Below are 23,942 nucleotides of genomic sequence, written 5' to 3' on the forward strand. Positions count from 1 at the left end.
GCAGTTCCGCCACGAGGGCCGCGTCACCCCTGTGGGTGAGGCGCGCGACCGCGTCCGGATGTGTTCCGGGACGGGCGGCGCGCTGGCACAGTGTCGCGGTCGCCGGGAGGGTCCCGGGGACGCTGGAGGGACATCTGATGGCGGACGCGAGCTGGCTGCCCGACCCGAGCGGGGCGCACGAGCTGCGCTACTGGAACGGCACCGCCTGGACCGAGCACGTCTCGGACCAGGGGACGACGGGCATCGACGTCCCCGACCCGCAGCTGCCCCCGCCCGGCGCGGTGCCGCCTCCCCCGCCGCCCGGGGACGCCGCCGTCCCGGCGTCCGCCCAGCCCCCGGCGTACGGGCAGCAGCCGGCGTACGGCGAGCCCCCGGCGTACGGGCAGCCGGCGCAGCAGCCGGCGGCCAAGCCCAGCTGGAAGGACCGGCTCAAGCAGGTCGCCGACCAGGGCAAGGCGGTCGCCGAGCAGGGCAAGGCCAAGCTCGCCGAGCAGTCGGCCAAGCGGACCGAGCAGTGGGCCAACGACCCGAACACGCTGTGGTTCGGGGAGAGCAAGGGCGGCGCCACCGGCGTGGCGGGCGTCGCCAAGGCGCGGTACCGGATCACGAAGGACCGCATCTGGATCGAGAGCGGGCTGCTGGGCACCCGGACCGAGAGCGTGCCGATGTGGGCGGTCCGCGACATGGACGTGCGCCAGGCCGTCTGGCAGCGCGGCAAGGACGTCGGCGACCTGGTGCTCGGCCTCGACGACCCGGCCTACGGCGTCCAGCAGGACACCTTCACCCTCACCGGCATGCCGGAGCAGGGCACCACCAGCGGGCAGGTGGTGCTGGACAACATCGAGAACCCGCACCAGGTGTACGACCTGCTCGCCCCGCTGGTGAGCGAGGCCCGGCACAAGAAGACGATCGAGCGGCAGTCGCAGTACGTGCACCAGATGAACCCGGGCGTGGCCTACGCCGCTGCGGCACCTGCCCCGGCCCCCGCCCCGGCGGAGCCGGACCTGGTGGACCAGCTGCGCCGCCTGGGCGAGCTCCGCGACGCGGGGATCCTCACCGAGGAGGAGTTCGCCGCGCAGAAGGCCAAGCTGCTCGGCTGAGGCCGGCCAGCCCCCCCACCGCCCCGCGCGAGACCACCCCGATGCGCCTGGCGGTCGTCACCGCCCACGCGATGACGACCGCCATGCGCACGGGGGCGCGCACAGGAGTCCGCCGTCCCGCCCGCGACGGCGAGCTCGGGCAGCGTCGCGCTCCTCAGGACCGCCGCGGCGGCACGTACCGGCAGGCGTCCAGCAGCAGCGCCCGCCACTCCTCCCGGTCCGTCGGGCGGTCCTGGTTCACCGCGAGAGCGGGGTCGACCGACCGCCCGGTGAGCGCCGGCCGGGTCCTGCGGTCGGCTAGGTCCAGGCCCGTCTCGATGGTCAGTGGGTCCCAACCCTGCAGGTGGTTGACCAGGAGGTCGATCTCGTCCCAGACGATCACCCCCATCCGGATCGCGTTGGCGCGGACGACGAGGTAGCGCTCCAGGTCGCCCGCGTCGCGCACTGTCTGGGCCACCAGCACCAGCTGGTGCAGCGGGATGACGGCGATGTCGTGGCGGCGGCCCCTGACCTGGTCGAGCGCTGCCCCGTCCAGCACGGCGCTGGCGTACGCGTGCAGCGGCACGGCGATCCCGTGCAGGCTCGCGCCCGTGGGCGGGGTGAACGATCCGGTGCCGGTGACGAGGGTCGAGCCGCCGGCCAGCCGCCCGAGGCGGAGGTCGAGCTGGTCGACGGCCCTCCCGACCTCCTGGGTGAACGCGTTGATGACCGTGGCCGCGTGAGTCGAGACGAGGTGGGACTTCGCCTCGCCGACGACCACCAGGCCGGGGTCCGGACCGTGCACCAGGGCGACGTCGGTCTGCCCGGCGTCCGACACGTTGCGGTCCCCCGCCACGGGCCCGATCGCGAGCGGCAGCTCCGGGACCGACAGCGGGCCGGCGGCGACCGCGCGCAGCGACCGCGCGACGACCTCCTCGTACAGGTCGCCGCGAGCGCGGTCCCCCTGCAAACGGCGAACCAGCTCGAAGAAGGGGCGCTCGACGGCGAGCGTCGCGTCCCGCGACGAGGCGGGGAAGACCCCCCGCTCGTAGGCGACCAGCGGGAACACCTCCCGGGTGCCGCCGAGCATCAGCGCAGGGAAGTCCCTGCCAGCGAGCGAACCCGCGGGCAAGCTCATGCCGGACAACAGCCGCCGGAGCCCCTCCGACGGCACCGAGGCCTGGCGCCACCCACCTCGACCGCGACGGTGGTCTGCCAGCCGGAGGTGGGCGAAGTACTCGTCGACAACGGGCGTCGTCAGCCAGGTCAGGGCCGGGTACGCGGCTGGGGCCGACGCGATCGCCTCCGCAGTGCACTCCAGGAGCAGTTGCGACACCCAGGCGAAGCGGACGTCCGTCGACGCGACGCGGCGGACAGCCTCGAAGTGGGGATTGAGCGCGATCGAGGGCGCGACCTCGTCGTCGCGCGGCAGCGTCATGGCCGCGACCTGCTGGAGGGCAACCCATCGCCCAGCCGCAGTGAGGTACTCCGCCAGCGCCTTGCGCGATTCCCCGTGTCCCCCGCCGGCGGCGGCGATCGGCCAGATGTAGCGGTGGAGTCCGTAGGTCCCGAGCAGGTCGCCCGCCGCGCCCTGCGCCGATGCGGACACCAGGTCCTGGTCCAGCGCGGCTCGGGGGTCGATCCGCGTCAGCACCGCCGTCGCGCGCCTCGCCGTGTCGTGCAAGGCGGCGACGAGGTCGTGGTGCAGCCGGGCAGTCGCGGCGGCCCGCTTCCGGGTGTGCGCCAGGCCGGGGAAGACGGCGGCCGCGTCAGGCTCCAGCAAGCACCGCACCTGCGCCGTGGTATCCGCGTCGGTCCCGTCGGCCACCACCTCGAGGATGAGCTCCGACAGTTCCTGCGTGTGGACGTCCGACGACGCCACGGGGAGACGAGCCACCTGGTGATCCTCGGCCGTCCAGGACACTCCCTGTAGTGGAGCCCAGCGCGTCGCCGAGGCGCGAGCGGAGGGCGTGGGATTCGAACCCACGAAGAGGGGTCACCTCTTAGCGGTTTTCAAGACCGCCGCACTAGGCCACTATGCGAGCCCTCCTGGCGCGTCGAGGCTAGCGCCCGCCGGGACGCCGGCCCGCCGCCGCAGCCCGCGCACAGCACAGCGGCCGCCGCCCCTGCCGGGACGGCGGCCGCTGCGGTGGTGCGGGTTACTCGGCGGCGGCGCGCTTGCGCCGGCCGGCGACCACGAGCCCGCCACCGATCACGAGGGCGGCCAGGCCACCCAGCGCCGGGACGGCGATGTCGGCGCCGGTGTAGGCCAGCCCTTCGGCGTCCGCGGCCCGGGCCGAGGTCACCGCCGCGGTGCCGTCGGCGGCGACCGCCACCTCGATGACGAGGTTGCGGACGTTGCCGTTGGCGTCCACGCCGGTGGCGACCAGGTGGTGGGTCCCGGCGGGCAGGTCGGCCGGCAGGGTCACGTCCACGAGGAAGGTGCCGTCCGGCCCGGCGACGGCGGTGCCGAGGGAGATCGGCGTCGAGTACACGAGCAGCTCGATGGTCGCGCCGGGGAGGAAGCCGGTGCCGCGCAGGGTCACCGTCTGCCCGGGCGCGACGCTGCTGAGGCTGCTGCCGTCGGCGCGCGAGATGTCACCGTCGTCCTGCGTGGGGACGGCGGCCGGCTTCTGCACCGCGGGGACGACGGCGCTCTCGGCGAACCCGGGGTTGCCGAGCCCGTCCGCGCCGATGCCCATCACCATGACGTCGTAGGCCTCGCCGGCCGGGACCGGGAGGACGCACGAGGTGTCACCGGCCTCGGCGGTGCAGGTGATCTCCTGGTCGGCGACGTCGGGCGAGTGGCCGTCGATCGACGCGGCCCGGGCCCGGACCTCGTAGCCGGTGAGGCCCACGGCACCGGCCGGCGCCGTCCAGGTCACCTTGAGCGCGCCGGGCAGGACCGTGGCCTGCACGTGCCCGGGCGCCGGCAGGGCGTAGCGCGGGGTGGCCGTGGCCACCGTGCTGGCCACGCCGGGGACCTCGCCGGCGACCCCGCGCACCTCCAGGGCGTACGCGTGGCCGTTGGTCAGCCCGGTGATCTGCCCCGTGTGCTGACCGCCCAGGTCGGTGCTGGTGGACAGCGTCGTCCAGGTACCGCCGTCGAGCCGGTACTGGTAGCCGGTGGTCGGCGCGTAGTCCGTGCCGGACATCGCGTAGAAGCCGACCGCGAGGGCACGGTCGAGGCCGACGACGTAGGTGAGGGACACCGGGGCGGGGACGGTCGGGGTGGTCACCGGCGGCTGGACGATCGGGGCCACGGGCGTGGCGTTCTGGACCGCGCTGCCCACGCCGGGGCCGACCGCGCTCGTCGCCCGGAGGACGAGGGCGTAGGACTGGCCGTTCTGCAGTCCGCTCCGGATGCCGGTGCGGATGCCGGTGTCCGGGTCGGTCGTGACCGCCAGGTCGTCGAAGCTGGTGCCTCCGTTGGTGCTCAGCTGCCAGCCGATCACGTCGGCCATGGCGTCGCCGGCGTCCGCGCCCGGCTTGAAGCTGATGCCCAGCTGACCGTTGCCCGGGACGACCGACAGGTCGGTCGGGGCGGCCGGGGCGCCCTGCGGCATGGCGGGCTGCCAGTCGGCCGGGTCGCCCTCGAGCTCGCCGTTCTCGCCGGCCAGGCCGCGCACCATGACGTGGTAGATCGTGCCGTTGGTGAGCTCGCCGATGACGCCTTCGAGGTGGTCGCCCTCGTCGGTGGTGGTCAGCGGGTGCCAGGTGTCGCCTTCGTCGGTGGAGTACTGCCACGCGGTGGCGGCGGGCCGGTCCTCGTCCTCGGTGACCGGCTGGAAGCGGACCGTCAGCTTCTCGTTGCCGGGCAGGACGTCGACGGCGACCGGCGCGGCGGGCTTCGCGACGACGACCGGGGCCTCGGGGGTGCCCGTGACGGTGGCGTCGGCGCCGTCGCCGAGGGCACTGGTGGCGTGGATGTGGACGGTCGCCTCCTCGCCGTTGACGAGGCCGGGGATGACGGTGCTCAGGACGCCGTCGACCTCGTCGGGCGTGAAGACCGTCCACTGCGAGCCGTCGAGGCTGTACTCGTAGCCGGTGACGTCGGAGGTCGTCGCGTCGTCGACCGGCGCCGTGAAGGAGACCGTGAGCGTGCCGTCGCCCGGCGTGGCGCTGAGACCGGTGGGCGCCACGGGGGTGGTCTCGCACGGCACGGGAGTGCCGGTCACCATGCCGTCGCCGCGGTAGGTACCCAGGGCCGCCGCGTCCTCGGTCGACAGCGTGCGGCCGGCCACGACGTTCTCGTCGCCGCCGCCACCCTCTCCGCCGGCGACCGCGGTCGTGCCGTCGTCCTCGAGCCCGTCGGCACCGTCCCCGCCGAAGGCGCGGATGAAGACCGAGGACGAGTCGTCCTCGCCCTGGAGGTACACGACCGAGGCCGCGCCGCCGCCGCTCCCGCCGGTGCCCGTCTCGGTCGTGGCGGCGGTGCCGGACTGCCCGGACATCGTGGCGTCCGGCGCCGACGTGGTCGCGCCGCCACCACCGAGCTGGGCGTGCTCGCCGGCCACATAGCCGCCGAGACCCGCGTGCACGTCGAAGACCTGACCCTCGGTGACGGGGGTGCGGACCGCGACCCGGCCGCCGAGGTCACCGAGGTCGTCGCTGGTGGGGACGCCGGAGCGACCGCCCGAACCGCCCTGGACGACCCAGTCGACGAAGCAGACGCCGGCAGGCACGGGCGCGGAGAGGCCTGTGCCCTCGATGGACCAGCCGGACTCGGCCTGGGCGGTGCCGGCCAGGGTGAAGACGACGCTGGACATGCCGATCGCGGTGACGGCAAGGACAGCCCTGGCCCGAGAGGCCGGGACGGAGGCGCGCACGCTGTTCTCCTCGAGATGGCTCGGGCACTCCCCGAACGAGGCCGGCCGGTACCGGTCGACACGGGGACGGAACCATCTCGTCTGAATTCGGCGCCGGCCAACACCCGGCACGGTGCGTCGCGTTACCGCTTCGTTATGAACTCGATGTTTGAGCCTCTGACCAGCACGGATGCGCTCTATCACCACTCGATCGAGTTCCGGAAGTCACCGGATGTGCCGGACTCGAGGCGCCCGGACCGGCAGGTCTCGCCAGGTCCCGAGACCCCGGCGAGGCGCGGGGCCCGCGCGCGGGGCGCCATGGTCCCCGGCCCGGAGAGGACGACGTCCCGACGCGCGACACCGGCCGGCCGCCGGCGGCCGGTGGGGAGACCCCGGCAGGGGGCCCGGCTCAGGCCGGCCGGATGTTCTGGTTGCCGCGGAAGGTGTTGTCCGGGTCGAACCGACGCTTCACCTGCTGCAGCCGGGCGTGGTTGGCGTCCCCGTACGCCGCCCGGATCCGGTCCTGCCCCTCCGCCCCGATGAAGTTCAGGTACGTGCCGCCGTTGGTGTAGCGGGCGACGTCCCGGCGGAAGGCGTGCACCCACTCGACGTTGGCCGCGTCCTGGCCGGGGTCGGCCCACGTGGCGAACGGGTGGGTGACCCACCGGGCCGAGCGGTGGGTCAGCGGGGTGGCCTCGTCGGGCACCCGCGCGATCGCCCCGCCCCAGGCCACCATCAGCTGCTGGGTCAGCGGCGACACCCGGTCCGACCCGTACTTGACGAAGACCTCCACGGCGTCGTCGGGCATGGTGTCGTGGTAGTCCCCGCTCCAGTACTGCCGCATGCCGGGCGGGTCGTCGATCATGCACTGGAAGTCCACGTAGGGCATCGGCGAGATCAGGTCGGCGTCCGGCCGCAGGTCGCGGAACGGCCGCACCGCCTCCAGCCCGTCGTCGACGTCGCCGGCCCACATCAGCGCGAGGGCGGCGACCGTCCGGCCCTGCAGGTGCACCGGCACGAACGGCTCCGGCGGCCCGTCGAGGAACACCAGCGCGTTGCCCAGCCGCTCGTCCGCGGTCTCCATGAGGTCGCGGAAAGCCAGCGCCACGTCGCGTCCGGCGGTGCCCGGCCACAGCAGCAGGCCGGCCAGCACCGTCGGGCCCAGCGGGTGCAGGTCGAAGGTGAACGACGTCGCGACGCCGAAGTTGCCACCGCCGCCGTGCAGCGCCCAGAACAGGTCCGGCTCCTCCGTCGCGCTGGCCGTGACCCGCTCCCCGGCCGCCGTCACCAGGTCGACCGAGCGGAGGTTGTCGCAGGACAGGCCGTGCAGGCGCTCCAGCCAGCCGGAGCCGCCGCCGAGGGTCAGCCCGGCCACGCCCGTGCTGGACACCCGGCCGCCCGTGGTGGCCAGCCCGTGCTCCTGGGTGGCCCGGTCGAACCGGCTCCAGGTGACGCCCGCGCCGACGGTGACCGTCCGCGCCTCCGGGTCCACCCGGACCGCGTCCATCGGCCGGACGTCGACCACCAGCCCGCCGTCGTTGGTGCTGAACCCGGCGACGGAGTGCCCGCCGGCGCGGACGGCGACCGCCAGGCCCTCGGACCGCGCCAGGCGGAGGGCCTCGGCGACGTCGTCCGGCGTCGCGCAGCGGGCGATGACCGCCGGCCGCCGGTCGATCCCCGCGTTGAACAGCGTGCGCAGCTCGTCGTACCGGCCATCGGTCGGTCGGATGAGTTCCATGGCGTCGCTCCCCTGCGCTCCTCCCCCGCTCCGGACGGCGGCACGCTCCTCCCTCCGCCGGGCAGCCGCCAGGGCACGAGTGCCCGGGCCGGGCGGCGGCGCCGGAGGATGACGGGGTGAGCACCCTCGCCGCCGCCGCGGAGACCCTGCGCGTGCCGCAGGCCGTCGACCTGGCCGCGATCGTGGTCGGGGCGCTGACCGGCGGGCTGCTGGCCGCCCGCGAGGGGTTCGCCGTCTCCGGCGTGCTGCTGCTGGCCGTCAGCGGCGGGCTGGGCGGCGGGCTGATCCGCGACGTCCTGCTCGCCGAGGGGCCCCCGGTCGCCCTCACCAACCGCGCCTACCTGCCCACGGTCGCCATCACCGCGGCGGTGACCTTCTTCTTCTCCGGCTGGCTGGCCCGCCTGACCGGGCTGCTGGTGGTCCTGGACGCCGTCACGCTCGGCTTCTTCACCGTGATCGGCGCGCAGAAGGCGCAGCTGGCCGGGCTGCCCAGCGCCTCGGTCGTCTTCATCGGCACGCTCACCGCGGTCGGCGGCGCGGTCATCCGCGACGTGCTGCTCGCCCAGCGTGCCGACATCGTGCAGCCCGGCCCGTACAACGCCGTCGCCGCGCTGATCGGCGCCACCGCCCTGGCGCTGCTGGCCGGGCCCGGCGGGCTGTCCCCGCTGCCGGTCGCCGTCCTGGTCATCGTGCTGGTGGCGGCGCTGCGGGTGCTGTCGGTGTGGCGCGGCTGGGAGGCGCCGGTCGCCGTCGACCTGCCGCACCGCGCCCGCACCTCCCTGGGGCGCATCCGCTGGCGGCGCCGGGGCCGGCCACCGGAGGGCGGTCCCCGCCCGCCTCGGTGAGGATGGGCGGATGCCCGACCGCACCCACGACTTCGTCGTGTACGGCGCCTCCGGCTTCGTCGGGGAGCTGCTGGCCGCCCACCTCGCCGGCGCCGCCCCCGCCGGGCTGCGGATCGCCCTCGCCGGCCGCTCGCGGGACCGGCTGGCCGCCGTCCGCGACCGGCTCCCCGGGCCCGCCCGCGGCTGGGACCTGCTCACCGCCGACTCCACCGACCCCGCGGCCGTGACCGCGCTCGCGGAGGGCACCCGCGTGCTGGCGACGACGGTCGGCCCGTACGCGCGCTACGGCCTGCCGGTCGTCGAGGCCTGCGCGCGGGCCGGCACGCACTACGCCGACCTGACCGGCGAGGTGCTGTTCCACCGCGACGCCATCGACCGCGCCGACGCCCCCGCCCGGGAGTCCGGCGCCCGGATCGTGCACTCCTGCGGCTACGACTCGATCCCCTCGGACCTGTCGGTGCACCTGCTGGCCGAGCGGGCGCGGGCCGACGGCGCCGGCGGGCTCACCGACGTCCGGCTGGTCGCCACGGCCCGCGGCGGGTTCAGCGGCGGCACGATCGACTCGATGCGCGCCCAGGTCGAGGCGGTCGGTGGCGACCGCTCCCTGCGCCGCGTGCTCGCCGACCCGTACGCCCTCAGCCCCGACCGCGCCGCCGAGCCCGACACCCGCCAGCCCCCGGACGCCGCACCACCGGCCCGAGGCCGCGACGGCCGCTGGACCGCGCCGTTCGTCATGGCCTCCTACAACACCCGCGTCGTCCGCCGCAGCAACGCGCTGCAGGGGTGGGCGTACGGGCGGGGCCTGCGCTACGGCGAGGCGATGGGCACCGGCCGCGGGCCGGCCGGCGCCGCCACCGCGGTCGCGGTCACCGCGGGGCTCGCCGCCGCGCTGGGCGCGATGTCGTTCGGCCCGACCCGGGCGCTGCTGGACCGGGTGCTGCCCGCCCCCGGCACCGGCCCCGACGAGGCGGCCCGCGAGCGCGGCTTCTTCCGGATGACGGTCGAGGCCGCCACCGAGTCCGGCCGCCGGTACCGGGCGGTCGCCTCCGGCCAGGGCGATCCCGGCTACAAGGCGACGGCGGTGATGCTCGGCCAGAGCGCGCTGGCCCTGGCGCTGGACGCCGACCGGCTGCCCGCCCGCGCCGGCTCGCTCACCCCGGCGACCGGGCTGGGCGACGTCCTGGTCGAGCGCCTGCGCGCCGCCGGCCACACCTACGAGGTCACCGCCGTCTGACGGCGACCCGCCTCACTCCAGCCGGAGGGCCAGCAGCGCCACGTCGTCCTCGGCGTCGGGGAGGAACAGCCGCTCCAGCACCCGGTCGCACAGCTCCTCCAGGGGCAGGCCGGCGGTCTCGCGGAGGACGGCGACCAGCTGCTCGGTGCCCGTGTCGAGGTCGCGGTCGCGGCGCTCGACCAGCCCGTCGGTGTGCAGCAGCAGCGTCGTGCCGCGGTCGAGCACCACGCAGGAGTCCGTCCGCGGGGCCGTGGCGTCGACCCCCAGCAGCAGCTCGCCGGCCAGGTCCAGCACCCGGACCGCGCCGTCGGGCCCGACCAGCACCGGCGGCGGGTGGCCGGCGTCGGACCAGCGCAGCAGCGCCGCCCCCTCGGCCAGCCCCGCGGGCCGCTCCAGGCGGGCGAGCACCGCCGTCGCCATCACCTCGGGGGCGAGGCCGGCCAGCGCCCGGTCCAGCCGGGTCAGCACCTCCGCCGGCGGCGCGCCGCTGGAGTGGCTGATGCCGCGCAGCAGCCCGCGCACCTGGCCCATCGCGGCGGCGGCGTGGCGGTCGTGGCCGACGACGTCGCCGATCGCGAGCACCGTCGTCCCGTCCTCCTGGCGGAAGGCGTCGTACCAGTCCCCGCCGATCTCGGCGCCGGCCGCGGCGGGCACGTAGCGCACCACGATCCGGCAGCCGGGCACCCGCGGCGGGGCGGTGAGCATGCTGTGCTGCAGCGCGTCGGCGAGGTCCCGCTGCTGGGCGTGCAACCGCGCCGAGTGCAGCGCGAGCCCCGCCCGCCGGCCGACCTCGACGGCGGTCCCGACCTCGGCCTCGGTGTGCGCGCCGCGCTCGTCGCCGTTGAACAGGCCCAGCGCGCCGACGGTGCGGCCGCGGGCCACGAGCGGGACGACGGCGCCGCCCGCCGCGCCCAGCCGGGCCAGCGCCTCCCGCGTCGCCGGGTCCGGCAGCGCCGCGCGGATGCTGGCCTCGGGGATGCGCGGGAGCACCAGCGGGCGGCCGGTGCGGGTGACGATCCGCGCCGTCGACTCCTCGGTCATCACCGACACCATCGCGTGCACGTACTCGGCAAGCTGCCGGTCCTGCCGCGGGTCGCGGTGCGCCGAGGCCATCTCCTCCATCCGGCCGTGCTCGTCGGTGACCACCAGCCAGCACCAGTCGCCCAGCGCGGGCACCACCAGCTGCGCCAGCTGCGCCACCTGGCGGGTGATGTCCAGGTCGCCGGCGAGCACCTGGCCGACGTCGGCGAGCAGCTGCAGCCGGCGGTTGGCCGCGTCCCGCTCGGCGTCGGCGTGCAGCCGGGAGACGCTCAGCGCGATCTGCGCGCTCAGCGCGTCGAGCAGGTCGACGTCCTCGGCCGGGAAGGGGTGCGCGGTCTCCCAGACGACGACGTAGCTGCCCAGCAGCCGCCCCTCGACGCGCAGCGGCAGCGCAGCGAGCGCCCGGGTGCCCAGCACGTCGTTGATCTCGACCAGCCCCGGGAAGCGGGCCTCCGCCTCGCCGCGGTCGGCGAACAGCAGGCGCTCGCCGGTGCGGGCGGTGTGGCCGGTCGGCAGGTCCTCGTCGGCGGGGAGGACGACGCCCTCCGGGGGCAGCCGGACGTCGGCCGCCTCGGCGACGGTGTCGACCAGCCGCCGGCTGAGGTGCAGCCGCAGGGTGCCGTCGGGCTCGACGACGGTGAGCCCGCTGGCCGACGCCCCGAGCACGGCCGCGCCGCGCAGCGCGACCTCGGCGAGCTCCGGGACGGCGGCGGTGTTGGCCATCTCCGCCGCGACCTCGGCGATCGCGGCGGCCCGCTGCACCGCCGCCAGCCGCCGCTGCGACTCGGCGCGCGCCTCGGTCACGTCCAGGACCGTCCCGATCATGCGGACCGGCTCGCCGCGGGGATCGCGCACCAGCCGGCCCCGGGAGACCGTCCAGCGCACCGACCCGTCGGCGTGCAGCGCCCGGGACTCGACGGCGAACTCGCCGGTCAGGGTGTCGGCCCGCGCCATCGCCTCCCGCACGAGCTCGTGGTCGTCGGGGTGGATGCGGCTGGTCATCACCTCGTCGAGCTCGCCGTCGGCCAGGGCGGCGTCCAGCCCGAAGAGCGCCGCGCACCGCTCGTCCCAGGACACCGCGCCGGTGCGCAGGTCGCGCTCCCAGATGCCGATGCCGCTGGCCTCCAGCGCGATGTCCAGCCGGGCCGCGGAGGCCCCGATCGCCGACCGGGCCGCGGAGAGCTCCAGCTCGGCGACGACCGAGACGGCCAGCTGCTCGAGCAGCTCGCCGTCGTCGGCGGTCCACCGCCGCGGGACGTCGTCGTAGACGGCGAGGACGCCCACGACCAGCCCGGACGCCGACACCAGCGGGGCACCGAGGTAGGCGGCGACCTCCCCCGACGTCACCGCCGGCAGGCAGGCCACCCGCCGGTCGGCGGCGGCGTCGGTCACCACCAGCGGCCGCCCGCTGCGGACGGCGAGCGCCGACAGCTCGCCGGTCAGCAGCGCCCGCCCGCCCACGACCCCGGGCGGCAGGCCGTACCCGCCGACGACGGTGTCCTCGTCGGTGAACAGCGTGACCTTGGCGTGGCCGGCGCCGAGCAGCCGGGCGGCCAGCCCCGACAACCGGTCGAACGCGGCCGGGCCGGGGACCTCGAGGAACAGCCGCCGGGCGGCGGCCACGCGGTGCGGGTCGTCCAGCGGGTCCGGGGCAGCAGCAGGCGACGCCGAGCCGGTCACGGCTCCTCCTCGTCCCCCGCCGCGGACGCCCTCCGCCGCGGATCCCACCATGCTGGCACGGAATCACGGAACGAACCCGTCCGCCGCGCTGGGCCGCCCCTCCCCCGCCCGGGTGACCGGCCCCGCCGCGCGGTCAACCCCGCTCCGGGCGGGGTCGATGGCGGGGGCATGACGGCACCGGCCACGCTCAGCGCCCTGCTGCCCGACTGCCGCCCGCTGCTGGCCGACCCCGCCGACCTCGCGCTGGTGTTCCAGCCGATCGTCGACCTGCCCGCGGCCCGCGTCGTCGGCTACGAGGCGCTGTCCCGCTTCCCCGGCACCGCCGCCCCGGACGTCTGGTTCGCCGCCGCGCGCGACGCCGGCATCGGCGCCGAGCTGGAGGCCCTCGCCCTGCACCGGGCGCTGGCCGCCCGCGCGGCCCTGCCGCCGGGCGCCTTCCTCACCGTGAACGTCAGCCCGCACCTGCTCGGTGCCCCGCCGGTCACCGCCGCGCTGGCGACCGTGGACGACCTGCGGGGCGTCGTCGTCGAGCTCACCGAGCACACCCCGGTGACCGACCTGGCCGCGGTGCGCCGCGAGGCCGACCGGCTCCGCGCCCGCGGCGCGCTGATCGCCCTCGACGACGTCGGCACCGGCTGGTCGGGGCTGCACCTGATGGCGACGGTGCGGCCCGAGCTGGTGAAGCTCGACCGCGCGCTGGTCCGGGACGTCGACGGCGACCCGGTCCGGCTGGCCCTGGCCGAGACGGTCGGCGACCTCGCCGGCCGGATCGGCGCCCGGCTGCTGGCCGAGGGCGTCGAGACCGCGGCGGAGCTGGCCGCCTTCGCCCGGCTGGGCACCCCGCTGGCCCAGGGCTGGCTGCTGGGCCGCCCGGCCGCCGGCTTCGCCCCGCTGGCGCCCGACGTGGCCCGCCTCGTCCGGACGCACACCGCCCGCGCCCGGCTCGGCGGCACCGTGGCCGGCCTCGTCCGGCCGGTACGCCAGGTCGAGGCCGGCGAGCGCCTGCCCGCCGTCCCGCCCGCGGTCCTCGTCGGCCCCGGCGAGCAGCCGCGCGCCTGGTACCTGGCCGACCCGCGCACCGGCGAGGCGTACACCGCGACGGTGTCGCTGCGCGTGCCGCCGGACGCCGACGTGCGCGAGACCCTGCAGCGGGCCCTCGCCCGGCCCCCGGCCCAGCGGTGGGACCCCGTGGCCTGCGCCGACAGCACCGGCGCCGTCGCCGGGCTGCTGCGCGTCGAGGACCTCGCCGCCGCCGCCGTTCCCGGCCGCGGCTGACCCTCCCGGGGCCCGGGCGGCCTACGCCGAGGCGTCGGTCAGCAGGGCCCGCTCCTCGTCGGTGAGCACGAGGTCCAGCACCGGCAGCAGGTCGGCCAGCTGGTCGACCGACCGGCCGCTGGCGATCGGGGCGGTGACGGTCGGCTGGTCGGCCAGCCAGCGCAGCGCCACCGCCGCACCCGTCGTCCCGTGCGCGTCGGCGACCTCGCGCAGCGCGGCGAGCACCCGGTCGCCGCGCTCCCCCACGTAGGCGCCCGCGCCCTTCGCCCGCGGCGAGTCGACCTGCTCGCCGGGGCGGTACTTGCCGGTCAGGAAGCCCTTGGCCAGCGCGAAATAGGGGAAGCAGCCCAGGCCGGCGCCGGCGACGACGTCCCGCAGGCCGTCCTCGTAGACCGCCCGCTCCATGAGGTTGTAGTGCGGCTGCAGCGCCACGTAGCCGGTCACCCCGAGCCGCTGCGCGGTGTCCAGGGCCTCGGTGAGCCGGGCCGCGGAGTGGTTGGAGGCCGCGGCGTACCGGACCTTGCCGGCCTGCACGAGGTCGTCGAAGGCCCGCAGCGTCTCCTCCAGCGGCGTGCTGTCGTCGTCGTAGTGCGCGTAGTAGACGTCGATGTGGTCGGTGCGCAGGTTGGTCAGCGACCGCTCGGCCGCGGCCCGGACCTCCGCCGCGGACAGCGGGTGCTCCTTGCGCCCCGGCGAGGCCTTCGTGGCGACGACGACGCGGTCGCGGGACCCGCTGTCGGCCAGCCAGCGGCCGAGGATCTGCTCGGACCGCCCGTCCCCGTACATCTCCGCGGTGTCGACCATCGGCCGCTGCGTGCTGGGCACGGCGTCGACGAAGCGGTCCAGCAGCGCGCGGGACGTCGGCTCGTCCGCCGTCCACCCGAAGACGTTCGCACCGAGGCACAGATCGCTGACGACGAGGTCGGTCCGGGGCAGCTGGGGCACCGTCCCACCGTAGGCCGGGCCCCCCTCCGGCGCGGTGGGACGGCTGTGACCTGCGGGGCAGCACCGCCCCCACACTGGCGGGACGCCGGGCAGACGTGGCAGCGTGCCCCACGGTCCGCCACTCCCGGCACGCCCGGCGAGGAGACGGAACCGTCCGTTCGACCGGGCGCCCCCGCGGCCCCGGCCACCCCCATCCGAGAGGACCCCCGTGAACAAGGCCGAACTCGTCTCCGCCATCGCCAAGCGCGCCGACGTCCCGGCGGCGACCGTCGACTCGGTGCTCGCCGGCCTGCAGGAGGAGCTCGTCGACGCGATCACCCGTGGCGAGAAGGTCGCCGTCTCCGGCCTGCTGACCGTCGAGCGCACCCAGCGCTCCGCGCGGACCGGCCGCAACCCGCAGACCGGCGAGTCGATCGAGATCCCGGCCGCCAACACCGTCAAGGTGACCGCCGGCAGCAACCTGAAGAAGGCCGCCAGCAACGTCCCGGTCTGACCCGCGGGCAGTACCGCCACGACCGGGTTGACTGGTCGTGGCGCGTCCTCCCCCACCACCTGCCGTGGGGGAGGACGCGCTGCGGTGGGGATCCCGCCGCACCCGGGGCGCCGTCCCCGGGCCGCCGTCCCCCGGGCCGCGGGGAGGGCCGTTCCCCGGGCCGCCTCCCCGCGCGGCGGGCAAGGTGGGGGCATGACCTCCCTGACGGTGGACACCGACCCGGCCGAGGTGGGCCTCGACGCCGGGCGCCTGACCCGCCTGGACCGGCGGCTGGCCCGGTTCGTCGACGAGCGGCGCATCCCCGGCTTCCTGGTGACGGTCGCCCGCCACGGGCGGCTGGTGCACGTGGGCCGGTACGGGCAGCGCGACGTCGAGCGCGGGCTGCCCGTCGAGCCGGACACCCGCTGGCGCATCTTCTCGATGACCAAGCCCGTCACCTCGGTCGCGGCGATGTCGCTGTACGAGGAGGGCGCGTTCCAGCTCACCGACCCGATCAGCACCTGGCTGCCGGAGTTCGCCGAGACCCGCGTGTACGTCGCCGGGTCCGCGCTGAAGCCGGTGACCGCCCCGCAGACCGAGCCGATCCGCGTGTGGCACCTGCTCACCCACACCGCGGGGCTCACCTACGGCTTCCACCACGCCCACCCGGTCGACTCCATGTACCGGGCGGCGGGCCACGAGTGGGGCACCCCCGCCGGCGCCGACTCCGCCGAGGTCTGCCGGCAGTGGGCGGCCATCCCCCTGGTCTTCCAGCCGGGCAGCGAGTGGAACTACGGCGTCTCGACCGACGTCCTCGGCCGGCTGGTGGAGGTCGTCGCCGGCAAGCCGCTGGACCAGGTGTTCGCCGAGCGCGTGTTCGGCCCGCTGGGCATGACGCAGACGTCGTTCGGCCTGCGCGACGGCGACGACCCCGACTCCCTCGCGCAGCTGTACGGCGCCGTCCCCGCCGAGGACGGGACGACGTTCGCCCCGCTGACCGCCATGGGCGCCGCGGCCCTGTCCACGCCGGCGTTCCTCTCCGGCGGCGGCGGGCTGGTCTCCACCGCCGGGGACTACCTGCGCTTCGTCGAGTGCCTGCGCCGCGGCGGCGCGTACGACGGCGGCCGGGTGCTGGGGTCGCGGACGGTCGCGCACATGGTCCGCAACCACCTGCCCGGCGACCAGGACCTGGAGACGTTCGGCCGGCCGCTGTTCGCCGAGACCCCGCTGCGGGGTGTCGGCTTCGGGCTGGGCTTCTCGATGGTGCTCGACCCCGCCCGCTACGGCGTCGTCGCCAGCGCCGGCGACTACAGCTGGGGCGGAGCGGCGTCCACGGCGTTCTACGTCGACCCGGTCGAGGACCTGACGGTCACCTTCTACACGCAGCTGCTGCCCTCGAGCACGCTGCCGATCCGCAACCTGCTGCGCCAGCTGGTGAACCAGGCGCTGGTCTGAGGAGGCCCCGCGCTCCAGGCATGGGAGGCGATCCCCCCGTCCGGCGGCTCCCGGACGCGGGGATCGCCTCCCATGCCCCGAGGGGCGGGCGGCTACAGGTAGCGGCGGTAGACGACGGTCGCGACCATCGCCGGCTTGCTGCCGCCCTCGATCTCGATGGCGACGTCGATGTTCAGCTGCACGCCACCGTCGAACGGGGTGGCCGCGGCGAGCGTCGCGCCGGCCCGCACCCGGGCGCCGACGGGCACCGGCGAGGGGAAGCGCACCTTCTCGGTGCCGTAGTTGACGCCCATCCGGAAGCCGCGCATCTCCACGATCTGCGGCATCAGGCTGGGCACGAGCGACAGCGTCAGGTAGCCGTGCGCGATCGGCCCGCCGAACGGGCTCTCCTTCTTCGCGCGCTCCGGGTCCACGTGGATCCACTGGTGGTCCCCGGTCGCGTCGGCGAACAGGTTCACCTGCTCCTGGGTGATCGTGACCCAGTCGCTGTGGCCCATGTGCTGGCCGACGAGACCCTGCACGCCCTCGATGCCCTCGACAACCGTCTGCGCCATGTCTGCGCCCCCTCCGACTCGGTCTGGTTGGCTGACTCCACCACACCGGCTCGCGCGAGGGAGGAACGGGTTGCTGCGCATCGGCGCCCTCGACGTGCCCGACGGCCACCTGGTCGTCATGGCGATCGTCAACCGCACCCCGGACTCCTTCTACGACCGCGGCGCGACCTACGAGCTCGGCAGGGCGGTCGAGCGGGTGGACCGGGTCGTCGCCGAGGGCGCCGACATGGTGGACGTCGGCGGGGTCAAGGCCGCACCCGGCGAGGAGGTGGACGCCGCCGAGGAGATCCGCCGCACCGTCGACCTCGTCGCCGCGATCCGCGCCGCGCACCCCGCGCTGCCGATCTCGATCGACACGTGGCGGGCCGAGGTCGCCCGGGAGGCGCTGGCCGCCGGCGCCGACGTCGTCAACGACGCCTGGGGCGGCGTCGACCCCGAGCTGGCCGCGGTCGCGGCCGAGGCCGGTGCCGGGATCGTCTGCACGCACGCCGGCGGCCTGCCCCCGCGCACCCGCCCGCACCGGGTCGCCTACGACGACGTGGTCGCCGACGTCGTCGCGCGGACGACGGCGCTGGCCGACGCCGCCGTCGCCGCCGGGGTGGACCGCGAGCGGGTGCTGATCGACCCGGGCCACGACTTCGGGAAGAACACCCGGCACTCGCTGGAGGCCACCCGCCGGCTCGGGGAGCTGGTGGACACGGGCTGGCCGGTGCTGGTGGCGCTGTCGAACAAGGACTTCGTGGGCGAGACGCTCGACGTCGTCCTGGAGGAGCGGCTGACCGGCACGCTCGCGGCGACGGCGGTCAGCGCGTGGCTGGGCGCGCGGGTGTTCCGCGCGCACGACGTCGCCCCGACCCGCCAGACGCTGGACATGGTCGCCTCCATCCGCGGCGACCGGCCGCCCGCCCGCACGGTCCGCGGCCTGGCCTGAGGTCCGCGACCGCCGGGCCCCACACCCCGGCACCGCCGCGGTACGGGGCGACCGCCGCGCTGCAGCGCGGCACCGGCACCCACACCCCGGCACCGCCGCGGCACCGCGCGGCTACGTTGCCGGGCATGTCCGCCACCGGGTTCCTGACCGCCGACGAGCTCAACGCCCTGCTGCCGGGCACCCTCCCGGGTCTGCTGGGCATCGTGGTCGACACGCACGAGCCCGGCCGCCTGACCAGCCACCTCGACGTCCGCCCCGAGCTGCTCGCGCCCAACGGCTACCTGCACGCCGGCACCGTCGTCACCCTCGCCGACACCAGCTGCGGCCTGCCCACGCGCGCGCTGCTGCCCGAGGGGTCCACCGGCTTCACCACGATCGAGCTGAAGAGCAACCACCTGGGGACGGCGCGGGAGGGCCGGCTCACCTGCGTGGCCACCAACGCCCACGCCGGGCGGACGACGCAGGTCTGGGACGCCGTCGTGACCGCGGGTGACCGCACGCTGGCGCTCTTCCGCTGCACCCAGTCGGTCCTCTGGCCCCGCTGAGGCCGGTCGCGCGGACCCGCGTGTGCTCCGGGTCACGGTCGGTGTGAGACTGGCGCCACACCAGCACCGAGGAGGAGTGCCGTGCCCCTGAGCAGCCCGTACCCCGACGTCGAGATCCCGCGCGTCTCCGTGCCGGAGTTCGTCCTCGCGGCCGGCCGCGAGCGCCCCGACGCCCCCGCCCTGATCGACGGGCTCAAGGGCGACACGATCACGCACGGTCAGCTGGCCGCCTACGTCGACCGCGTCGCGGCGAACCTGCACGCCCGCGGCCTGCGCAAGGGCGACGTCGTGGCCGTCTTCTGCCCGAACACCCCCTGGTTCCCGGTGGTGTTCCACGGCATCGCCGCCGCCGGCTGCGTGATGTCGCCGATCAACTCGCTGTACACCCCCGACGAGATCGCCTTCCAGCTGAAGGACTCCGGGGCCAAGCTGCTCGTCACCATCTCGATGTTCATGGACCGGGCCGCCGCCGCGGTGGAGAAGGCCCCGGTCGGCGAGATCGTCGTGCTGGACGGCATGGAGGGCCACGCCGGCATGCTCGACCTGCTCGACGGCGCCGCCCCGTCGGTACAGGTGGACGTCGACCCGGCGAACGACCTGGTCGCGCTCCCCTACTCCAGCGGCACCACCGGCCTGCCCAAGGGCGTGATGCTCACCCACCGCAACCTGGTGGCCAACGTCGCGCAGTGCCAGCCGCTGATGGAGCTCGGCGAGGACGAGCGGATCATCGCCGTCCTGCCGTTCTTCCACATCTACGGCCTGACGGTGCTGATGAACCAGGGGCTGGCCTGGGGCGGGGCCGTGGTCACCCTGCCGCGGTTCGACCTCGAGGACTTCCTGCGCACCATCCAGGACCACAAGATCACCCGCGCGTTCGTGGCGCCGCCGATCCTGCTGGCGCTGGCCAAGCACCCGCTGGTCGACCAGTACGACCTGTCCTCGCTGACCTCGATCACCTCGGGCGCGGCCCCGCTGGACGAGGGGCTGGCCAACGCCGCCCAGCAGCGGCTGCGCAAGGGCGCGGCCGACGGCGTGGTGGTCGGGCAGGGCTACGGGATGACCGAGCTGTCGCCCGTCTCGCACACCACCCCCGACCACGACCGCCGGCCGTCGAGCGCCCGGACCGACGTCCCCAAGGGGTCGGTCGGTTACGCGATCCCCAACACCGAGTGCCGGCTGGTCGACCCGGCCACCGGCGAGGACGCCGCCCCCGGCGCGAGCGGCGAGCTGTGGGTGCGCGGGCCGCAGGTCATGAAGGGGTACCTGAACAACGAGAAGGCCACCGCCGAGACCCTGGACGCCGACGGCTGGCTGCACACCGGCGACGTCGCGGTCGTCGACGACGAGGGCCGCTACACGGTCGTCGACCGGGTCAAGGAGCTCATCAAGTACAAGGGCTACCAGGTGGCGCCGGCCGAGCTGGAGGCCGTGCTCATCGGCCACCCGGAGATCGCCGACGCGGCCGTCATCGGGGTCAAGGACGCCGAGAGCGGCGAGGAGCTGCCCAAGGCGTTCGTCGTCCGCGCCCCGGGCTCGGAGATCACCGCGGACGCGGTCATGGCCTACATGACCGAGCGGGTGGCCCCGCACAAGAAGATCCGGTTCGTCGATTTCATCGACCAGGTACCGAAGTCGGCGGCCGGGAAGATCCTGCGCAAGGACCTCAAGAACCGGGGCTGAGAGGGCCGGGCCTGGGAGAACCGGGGTCGGGGGCCGGCTGGTCCGCGGGGCTCACCCGCGGACCAGCCCGACCACCCGCAGGTGCCGGTCCTCGCCCCGGCGCAGGGCCCGGCGCACTCGCAGCGGCGCCTGGTGCACGACCGCGACCCGCTCGGCCGGGCCCGCGGCCTCCAGGAACCACGGCGCGGCGACCCGCGACGGCAGCCCGGCCGCCGCGGCCAGCCGCCGCAGGCACGCCAGCGGCGGCTCCTGCGGGCCGTGCTCGTGGGCGGGCACGCGCACGGCCGCCGCCTCGAGCCGGCCGGCCAGGTCCGCGCAGGCCATCGCCAGCGCGGGGGCCCCGGCGCTGACGTCGGCGGCGAACGTCGGCAGCGCCGCGGCCACCCGTGCCGCCGCGGGCGTGACGTCGGCCCCGAGCCGGCCGCCCGCGCCGCCGGTCCCGGCGAGCAGGAGCAGCGCGAGCTCCCCGACCGCGGCCTGGCGCGCGCGGTCGCAGGGGGCGTCCAGGGCGATGCCGGTGACCGCGTCGGCCAGCGCCCGGGCGGTGGACCGCAGCGCCCGCAGCTCGATCGGGCAGGCCGGGGCCGTGCGCGGGGACGCCGGGCGCGCGGGCGCCGGGGGGAGGCGGAACGGGGAGGTCGTGGTCATGCCCCCGACGGTCGCGGCACGCGCTGGTGGGCGGCTTGCGCCGGGGTTGCGTGCCCCTGGGAGCGCGACCGCGGGTTCCCGGGCGCGGGCGGCGGCCCGCTCCTCCTAGGGTCGGGGCATGCGAGCGGTCACCCTGGACGGTCCCGGCGGTCCCGAGGTCCTGGGCTGGGGCGAGGTCCCCGACCCCGTGTGCGGCCCCGGCGAGGTGGTGGTCGACGTCGTCGCCACCGCGGTCAACCGCGCGGACCTGCTGCAGCGGCAGGGCCACTACCCGCCCCCGCCCGGCGCCAGCGAGGTCCTGGGCCTGGAGTGCAGCGGCGTCGTCAGCGAGGTCGGGGCGGACGTGACCGGCTGGGGCGTCGGCGACGAGGTGTGCGCGCTGCTGTCCGGCGGCGGCTACGCCGAGCGCGTCGCCGTCCCCGCCGGGCAGCTGCTGCCGCGGCCGGCCGGCGTGGAGCTCGCCACCGCCGCGGCGCTGCCCGAGGTCGTCTGCACCGTCTGGTCGAACGTCTTCCTGCTCGCCGGCCTGCGCCGCGGCGAGACGTTCCTCGTGCACGGCGGCTCCAGCGGCATCGGCACCATGGCGATCCAGCTGGCCGCCCGCGCCGGCGCCCGCGTGCTCACCACCGCCGGGAGCGCGGCGAAGCTCGCCGTCTGCCGCGAGCTCGGCGCCGACGTCGGCATCGACTACCGGCAGGAGGACTTCGTCGAGCGCGTCCGGGAGGCCACCGGAGGCGCCGGGGTGGACGTCGTCCTGGACAACATGGGCGCCAAGTACCTGGCCCGCAACGTCGAGGCGCTGGCGACCGGCGGCCGGCTGGTGTGCATCGGCATGCAGGGCGGCACGCGGGCCGAGCTCGACCTCGGGGTCCTCATGCGCAAGCGCGCGTCGGTGCACGCCACCACGCTGCGCTCCCGGCCGGCGACCGGCCGCGGGAGCAAGGCGGAGATCGTCGCCGCGGTGCTGCACGACGTGTGGCCCGACGTCGAGCGGGGCGTGGTCCGGCCGATCGTCGACCGGCGCCTGCCGATGTCCCGCGCGGCCGAGGCCCACCGGGTGGTGGCGGCCAGCGAGCACATCGGCAAGGTGCTGCTGGTCAACGAGCCCTAGCTCAGCGCGGGCGCAGGGCGGCCACCGCGTCGATCACATAGCCGACTTCCTCGGCGGTGTTGTAGTGCATCAGCCCGAGGCCGACCGCCCCGCCCGCCTCCGTGGCGCCGATCGCGTCGAACAGTTCCCGGGCGCCGCGGTCGCCGTCCCAGGCGCAGATCCCCCGGCGGGCCAGGTCGGCGGTGACCTGCCGCGGGCGCATGCCGTCGACGGTGAACGACAGCACCGGAGTCGGGCCGTCGGCGGCGCCCAGCACCTGCACGTGGCGCATCGCGCGCAGCGCCTGGTCCAGCCAGCCGAACAGCTCGCCCTCGTACGTGGCGACCGCGGTCATCGACCGGTGCAGCCGCTCCCGCCGCGTGCCCGACGCCTCGCCGCACAGCCCGGCGAGGTGGTCCACGGCCGCGGTGACGCCGGCGAACAGCTGGAGCGGCTGGGCGCCGATCTCGAACCGGTCGGGCACCCGGTCCGGCGCCGGCAGCAGCTTGTCCGGCCGCAGCCCCGCCAGCACGTCCGGGTCGGCGACGACGGCGGCCACGTGCGGGCCGCACCACTTGTACGCCGAGACGGTCAGGAAGTCCGCGCCCATCGCCCGGCGGTCGACCGGGTGGTGCGCGGCGGCGTGCACGCCGTCCACGAACACCAGCGCCCCCACCCCGTGCGCGCGGGCGGCGATGGCGGCGACGTCCGGGCGGGTGCCGATGGCGTTGCTCGCCGCCGTCACCGCCACCAGCCGGGTGCGCGGCGTGAGCAGCTCGTCGTACTGCCAGGCGGGCAGCTCGCCGGTCTCGATGTCGACCTCCGCCCAGCGGACCCGCACGCCCCGCCGCTCGGCGGCCTGGATCCAGGGCCGGATGTTGGCGTCGTGGTCGAGCCGGCTGACGACGATCTCGTCGCCCGGGCGCCACGTGTGGGCCAGCGCCCCGGCCATGACGTAGGTGAGCGCGGTGGCGCTGGCGCCCAGGACGACGCCCGCGGGCACGCCGCCGGTGAGGTCGGCCAGCGCGGACCGGGCGCCGGCGACCAGGCCCTCCGCCCGCGCCGAGGCCGGGAAGACGCCGCCGCGCGGGGCCACCGGCGCCCGCATGGCCTGCGTGATCGCGTGGACGACGTCCTCCGGGAGCAGCGTGCCCATCGGGCCCTCGGCGTGCACCAGGCCGTCGGAGAGGCCGGGGAACCGCCCCCGGACCCGGGCGACGTCCAGTCGCCCCTCCCCCGCCCCCATGTGCGCCGACCCTAGCCGCACCTGCGCGCGGGGGACGGCCCTCCCGGGCGGGCACCCGCCCGGCCCGCCGGGGGAGGATGGGGGCATGACCATCCCCGGGAACGGAAGTGAGCGTCCTCAGCAGGTCGTGGTCGTGGGACCGGACGGGCGACCGGTCGGCACGGTCCCGATGGCCGCGGCCGAGGACGGCGGTGCAGCCGACGGCGGTGGCGTGGGCGACATGGTCGAGCAGCCGGCGAAGGTCATGCGGATCGGCACGATGATCAAGCAGCTGCTCGAGGAGGTGCGGGCCGCTCCCCTCGACGACGCCAGCCGGCAGCGGCTGCGCGACATCCACGCGTCGTCCATCCGGGAGCTGGAGCAGGGGCTCGCGCCGGAGCTGCGCGAGGAGCTGGAGCGGATCACGCTGCCGTTCGGCGAGGACTCCACGCCGTCGGACGCGGAGCTGCGGATCGCGCAGGCCCAGCTGGTCGGCTGGCTGGAGGGTGTCTTCCACGGCATCCAGACCGCGCTGTTCGCCCAGCAGATGGCCGCCCGCGCGCAGCTGGAGGAGATGCGCCGCAAGGCCCTGCCTGGCGGCCCGGGCGTCGGGCAGCCGCAGCAGCCCGACTTCCGTCCCGGCGGCGGCCAGTACCTGTAGCCGCCCACGGCGGTGCGGCCCTCGCCGGCCGTCGCC

At 76.0% G+C, this 23,942-nt stretch carries 19 protein-coding genes and 1 tRNA gene; 11 read left to right on the forward strand and 9 right to left on the reverse strand.

Annotated elements, in window-relative coordinates:
• Positions 1-137 precede the first annotated feature (137 nt).
• Entirely contained in the window at positions 138-1,100 is a 963-nt protein-coding gene (locus ACI781_RS07120) for a PH domain-containing protein (RefSeq protein WP_456565379.1), read from the forward strand.
• A gap of 154 nt (positions 1,101-1,254) precedes the next feature.
• Here ACI781_RS07120 and ACI781_RS07125 read toward each other — a convergent pair whose 3' ends face one another.
• The 4 genes from ACI781_RS07125 to ACI781_RS07140 form a co-directional block, all read right to left on the reverse strand.
• A complete protein-coding gene (locus ACI781_RS07125) occupies positions 1,255-2,976 on the reverse strand; it encodes a hypothetical protein (protein WP_456565380.1) in 1,722 nt (573 codons plus the stop codon).
• Between the two features lie 65 nt (positions 2,977-3,041).
• Positions 3,042-3,129: transfer RNA gene (locus ACI781_RS07130), tRNA-Ser, on the reverse strand.
• A gap of 109 nt (positions 3,130-3,238) precedes the next feature.
• Positions 3,239-5,848 (reverse strand): fibronectin type III domain-containing protein, encoded by a 2,610-nt coding sequence (locus ACI781_RS07135; RefSeq protein ID WP_456565381.1) that lies wholly within the window; start codon positions 5,846-5,848, stop codon positions 3,239-3,241.
• Positions 5,849-6,296: 448 nt separating this feature from the next.
• Entirely contained in the window at positions 6,297-7,625 is a 1,329-nt protein-coding gene (locus ACI781_RS07140) for an FAD-binding oxidoreductase (RefSeq protein WP_456565382.1), read from the reverse strand.
• Between the two features lie 116 nt (positions 7,626-7,741).
• Between ACI781_RS07140 and ACI781_RS07145 the strand changes: the two genes are divergently transcribed.
• Together ACI781_RS07145 and ACI781_RS07150 are read left to right on the forward strand one after the other, a co-directional pair.
• A complete protein-coding gene (locus ACI781_RS07145; RefSeq protein WP_456565383.1) occupies positions 7,742-8,470 on the forward strand; it encodes a trimeric intracellular cation channel family protein in 729 nt (242 codons plus the stop codon).
• A gap of 10 nt (positions 8,471-8,480) precedes the next feature.
• Positions 8,481-9,704: a saccharopine dehydrogenase family protein gene (locus tag ACI781_RS07150; RefSeq protein WP_456565384.1), complete on the forward strand. Its 1,224-nt coding sequence runs from the start codon at positions 8,481-8,483 to the stop codon at positions 9,702-9,704.
• Between the two features lie 12 nt (positions 9,705-9,716).
• On the opposite strand, the gene ACI781_RS07155 is transcribed toward ACI781_RS07150, so the two are convergent.
• Positions 9,717-12,425, reverse strand: coding sequence for a SpoIIE family protein phosphatase (locus ACI781_RS07155; RefSeq protein ID WP_456565385.1), 2,709 nt, complete (start codon positions 12,423-12,425; stop codon positions 9,717-9,719).
• A gap of 168 nt (positions 12,426-12,593) precedes the next feature.
• Between ACI781_RS07155 and ACI781_RS07160 the strand changes: the two genes are divergently transcribed.
• A complete protein-coding gene (locus ACI781_RS07160; protein ID WP_456565386.1) occupies positions 12,594-13,700 on the forward strand; it encodes an EAL domain-containing protein in 1,107 nt (368 codons plus the stop codon).
• Positions 13,701-13,721: 21 nt separating this feature from the next.
• On the opposite strand, the gene ACI781_RS07165 is transcribed toward ACI781_RS07160, so the two are convergent.
• Positions 13,722-14,645 (reverse strand): aldo/keto reductase, encoded by a 924-nt coding sequence (locus ACI781_RS07165; RefSeq protein WP_456565387.1) that lies wholly within the window; start codon positions 14,643-14,645, stop codon positions 13,722-13,724.
• Between the two features lie 103 nt (positions 14,646-14,748).
• Between ACI781_RS07165 and ACI781_RS07170 the strand changes: the two genes are divergently transcribed.
• Together ACI781_RS07170 and ACI781_RS07175 are read left to right on the forward strand one after the other, a co-directional pair.
• Entirely contained in the window at positions 14,749-15,138 is a 390-nt protein-coding gene (locus ACI781_RS07170; protein WP_456565388.1) for an HU family DNA-binding protein, read from the forward strand.
• A gap of 192 nt (positions 15,139-15,330) precedes the next feature.
• Positions 15,331-16,572, forward strand: a complete 1,242-nt coding sequence (locus ACI781_RS07175; RefSeq protein ID WP_456565389.1) for a serine hydrolase domain-containing protein — start codon at positions 15,331-15,333, stop codon at positions 16,570-16,572.
• A 92-nt stretch (positions 16,573-16,664) separates the two neighbouring features.
• On the opposite strand, the gene ACI781_RS07180 is transcribed toward ACI781_RS07175, so the two are convergent.
• Entirely contained in the window at positions 16,665-17,126 is a 462-nt protein-coding gene (locus tag ACI781_RS07180) for a MaoC family dehydratase (RefSeq protein ID WP_456565390.1), read from the reverse strand.
• Between the two features lie 70 nt (positions 17,127-17,196).
• Between ACI781_RS07180 and folP the strand changes: the two genes are divergently transcribed.
• The 3 genes from folP to ACI781_RS07195 all read left to right on the forward strand — a co-directional run bounded on the left by folP (position 17,197) and on the right by ACI781_RS07195 (position 20,282).
• Positions 17,197-18,057 (forward strand): dihydropteroate synthase, encoded by an 861-nt coding sequence (gene folP, locus ACI781_RS07185; RefSeq protein ID WP_456565391.1) that lies wholly within the window; start codon positions 17,197-17,199, stop codon positions 18,055-18,057.
• A 125-nt stretch (positions 18,058-18,182) separates the two neighbouring features.
• Entirely contained in the window at positions 18,183-18,602 is a 420-nt protein-coding gene (locus tag ACI781_RS07190; protein ID WP_456565392.1) for a PaaI family thioesterase, read from the forward strand.
• A gap of 81 nt (positions 18,603-18,683) precedes the next feature.
• Positions 18,684-20,282 carry an AMP-binding protein gene (locus tag ACI781_RS07195; RefSeq protein WP_456565393.1) on the forward strand — a complete coding sequence of 533 codons (1,599 nt, stop codon included), beginning with the start codon at positions 18,684-18,686 and terminating at the stop codon, positions 20,280-20,282.
• Positions 20,283-20,333: 51 nt separating this feature from the next.
• Here ACI781_RS07195 and ACI781_RS07200 read toward each other — a convergent pair whose 3' ends face one another.
• The gene (locus ACI781_RS07200; protein ID WP_456565394.1) at positions 20,334-20,930 is read right to left on the reverse strand and encodes a hypothetical protein; all 597 of its coding nucleotides are present in this window, start codon (positions 20,928-20,930) and stop codon (positions 20,334-20,336) included.
• Between the two features lie 118 nt (positions 20,931-21,048).
• Between ACI781_RS07200 and ACI781_RS07205 the strand changes: the two genes are divergently transcribed.
• Complete coding sequence (locus tag ACI781_RS07205) at positions 21,049-22,041, forward strand: NAD(P)H-quinone oxidoreductase (RefSeq protein WP_456565395.1); 993 nt, start codon at positions 21,049-21,051, stop codon at positions 22,039-22,041.
• Position 22,042: 1 nt separating this feature from the next.
• On the opposite strand, the gene ACI781_RS07210 is transcribed toward ACI781_RS07205, so the two are convergent.
• Positions 22,043-23,266, reverse strand: coding sequence for a cysteine desulfurase-like protein (locus tag ACI781_RS07210; protein ID WP_456565396.1), 1,224 nt, complete (start codon positions 23,264-23,266; stop codon positions 22,043-22,045).
• Positions 23,267-23,351: 85 nt separating this feature from the next.
• On the opposite strand from ACI781_RS07210, the gene ACI781_RS07215 reads away from it, so the two are divergent.
• On the forward strand, positions 23,352-23,906 hold the full coding sequence (locus tag ACI781_RS07215) for a bacterial proteasome activator family protein (RefSeq protein ID WP_456565397.1): 555 nt from the start codon (positions 23,352-23,354) through the stop codon (positions 23,904-23,906).
• Positions 23,907-23,942 lie beyond the last annotated feature (36 nt).

The organism is Blastococcus sp. SYSU D00695, from assembly GCF_054050555.1.

Bases quoted from the DNA above. Each gene is read 5' to 3' on its own strand.
- ACI781_RS07140 (WP_456565382.1), bottom strand. From the start codon at position 7,625: ATGGAACTCATCCGACCGACCGATGGCCGGTACGACGAGCTGCGCACG.
- ACI781_RS07210 (WP_456565396.1), bottom strand. From the start codon at position 23,266: ATGGGGGCGGGGGAGGGGCGACTGGACGTCGCCCGGGTCCGGGGGCGG.
- ACI781_RS07205 (WP_456565395.1), top strand. From the start codon at position 21,049: ATGCGAGCGGTCACCCTGGACGGTCCCGGCGGTCCCGAGGTCCTGGGC.
- ACI781_RS07190 (WP_456565392.1), top strand. From the start codon at position 18,183: ATGTCCGCCACCGGGTTCCTGACCGCCGACGAGCTCAACGCCCTGCTG.
- ACI781_RS07160 (WP_456565386.1), top strand. From the start codon at position 12,594: ATGACGGCACCGGCCACGCTCAGCGCCCTGCTGCCCGACTGCCGCCCG.
- ACI781_RS07150 (WP_456565384.1), top strand. From the start codon at position 8,481: ATGCCCGACCGCACCCACGACTTCGTCGTGTACGGCGCCTCCGGCTTC.
- ACI781_RS07175 (WP_456565389.1), top strand. From the start codon at position 15,331: ATGACCTCCCTGACGGTGGACACCGACCCGGCCGAGGTGGGCCTCGAC.
- ACI781_RS07120 (WP_456565379.1), top strand. From the start codon at position 138: ATGGCGGACGCGAGCTGGCTGCCCGACCCGAGCGGGGCGCACGAGCTG.
- ACI781_RS07180 (WP_456565390.1), bottom strand. From the start codon at position 17,126: ATGGCGCAGACGGTTGTCGAGGGCATCGAGGGCGTGCAGGGTCTCGTC.
- ACI781_RS07215 (WP_456565397.1), top strand. From the start codon at position 23,352: ATGACCATCCCCGGGAACGGAAGTGAGCGTCCTCAGCAGGTCGTGGTC.
- ACI781_RS07200 (WP_456565394.1), bottom strand. From the start codon at position 20,930: ATGACCACGACCTCCCCGTTCCGCCTCCCCCCGGCGCCCGCGCGCCCG.
- ACI781_RS07135 (WP_456565381.1), bottom strand. From the start codon at position 5,848: ATGTCCAGCGTCGTCTTCACCCTGGCCGGCACCGCCCAGGCCGAGTCC.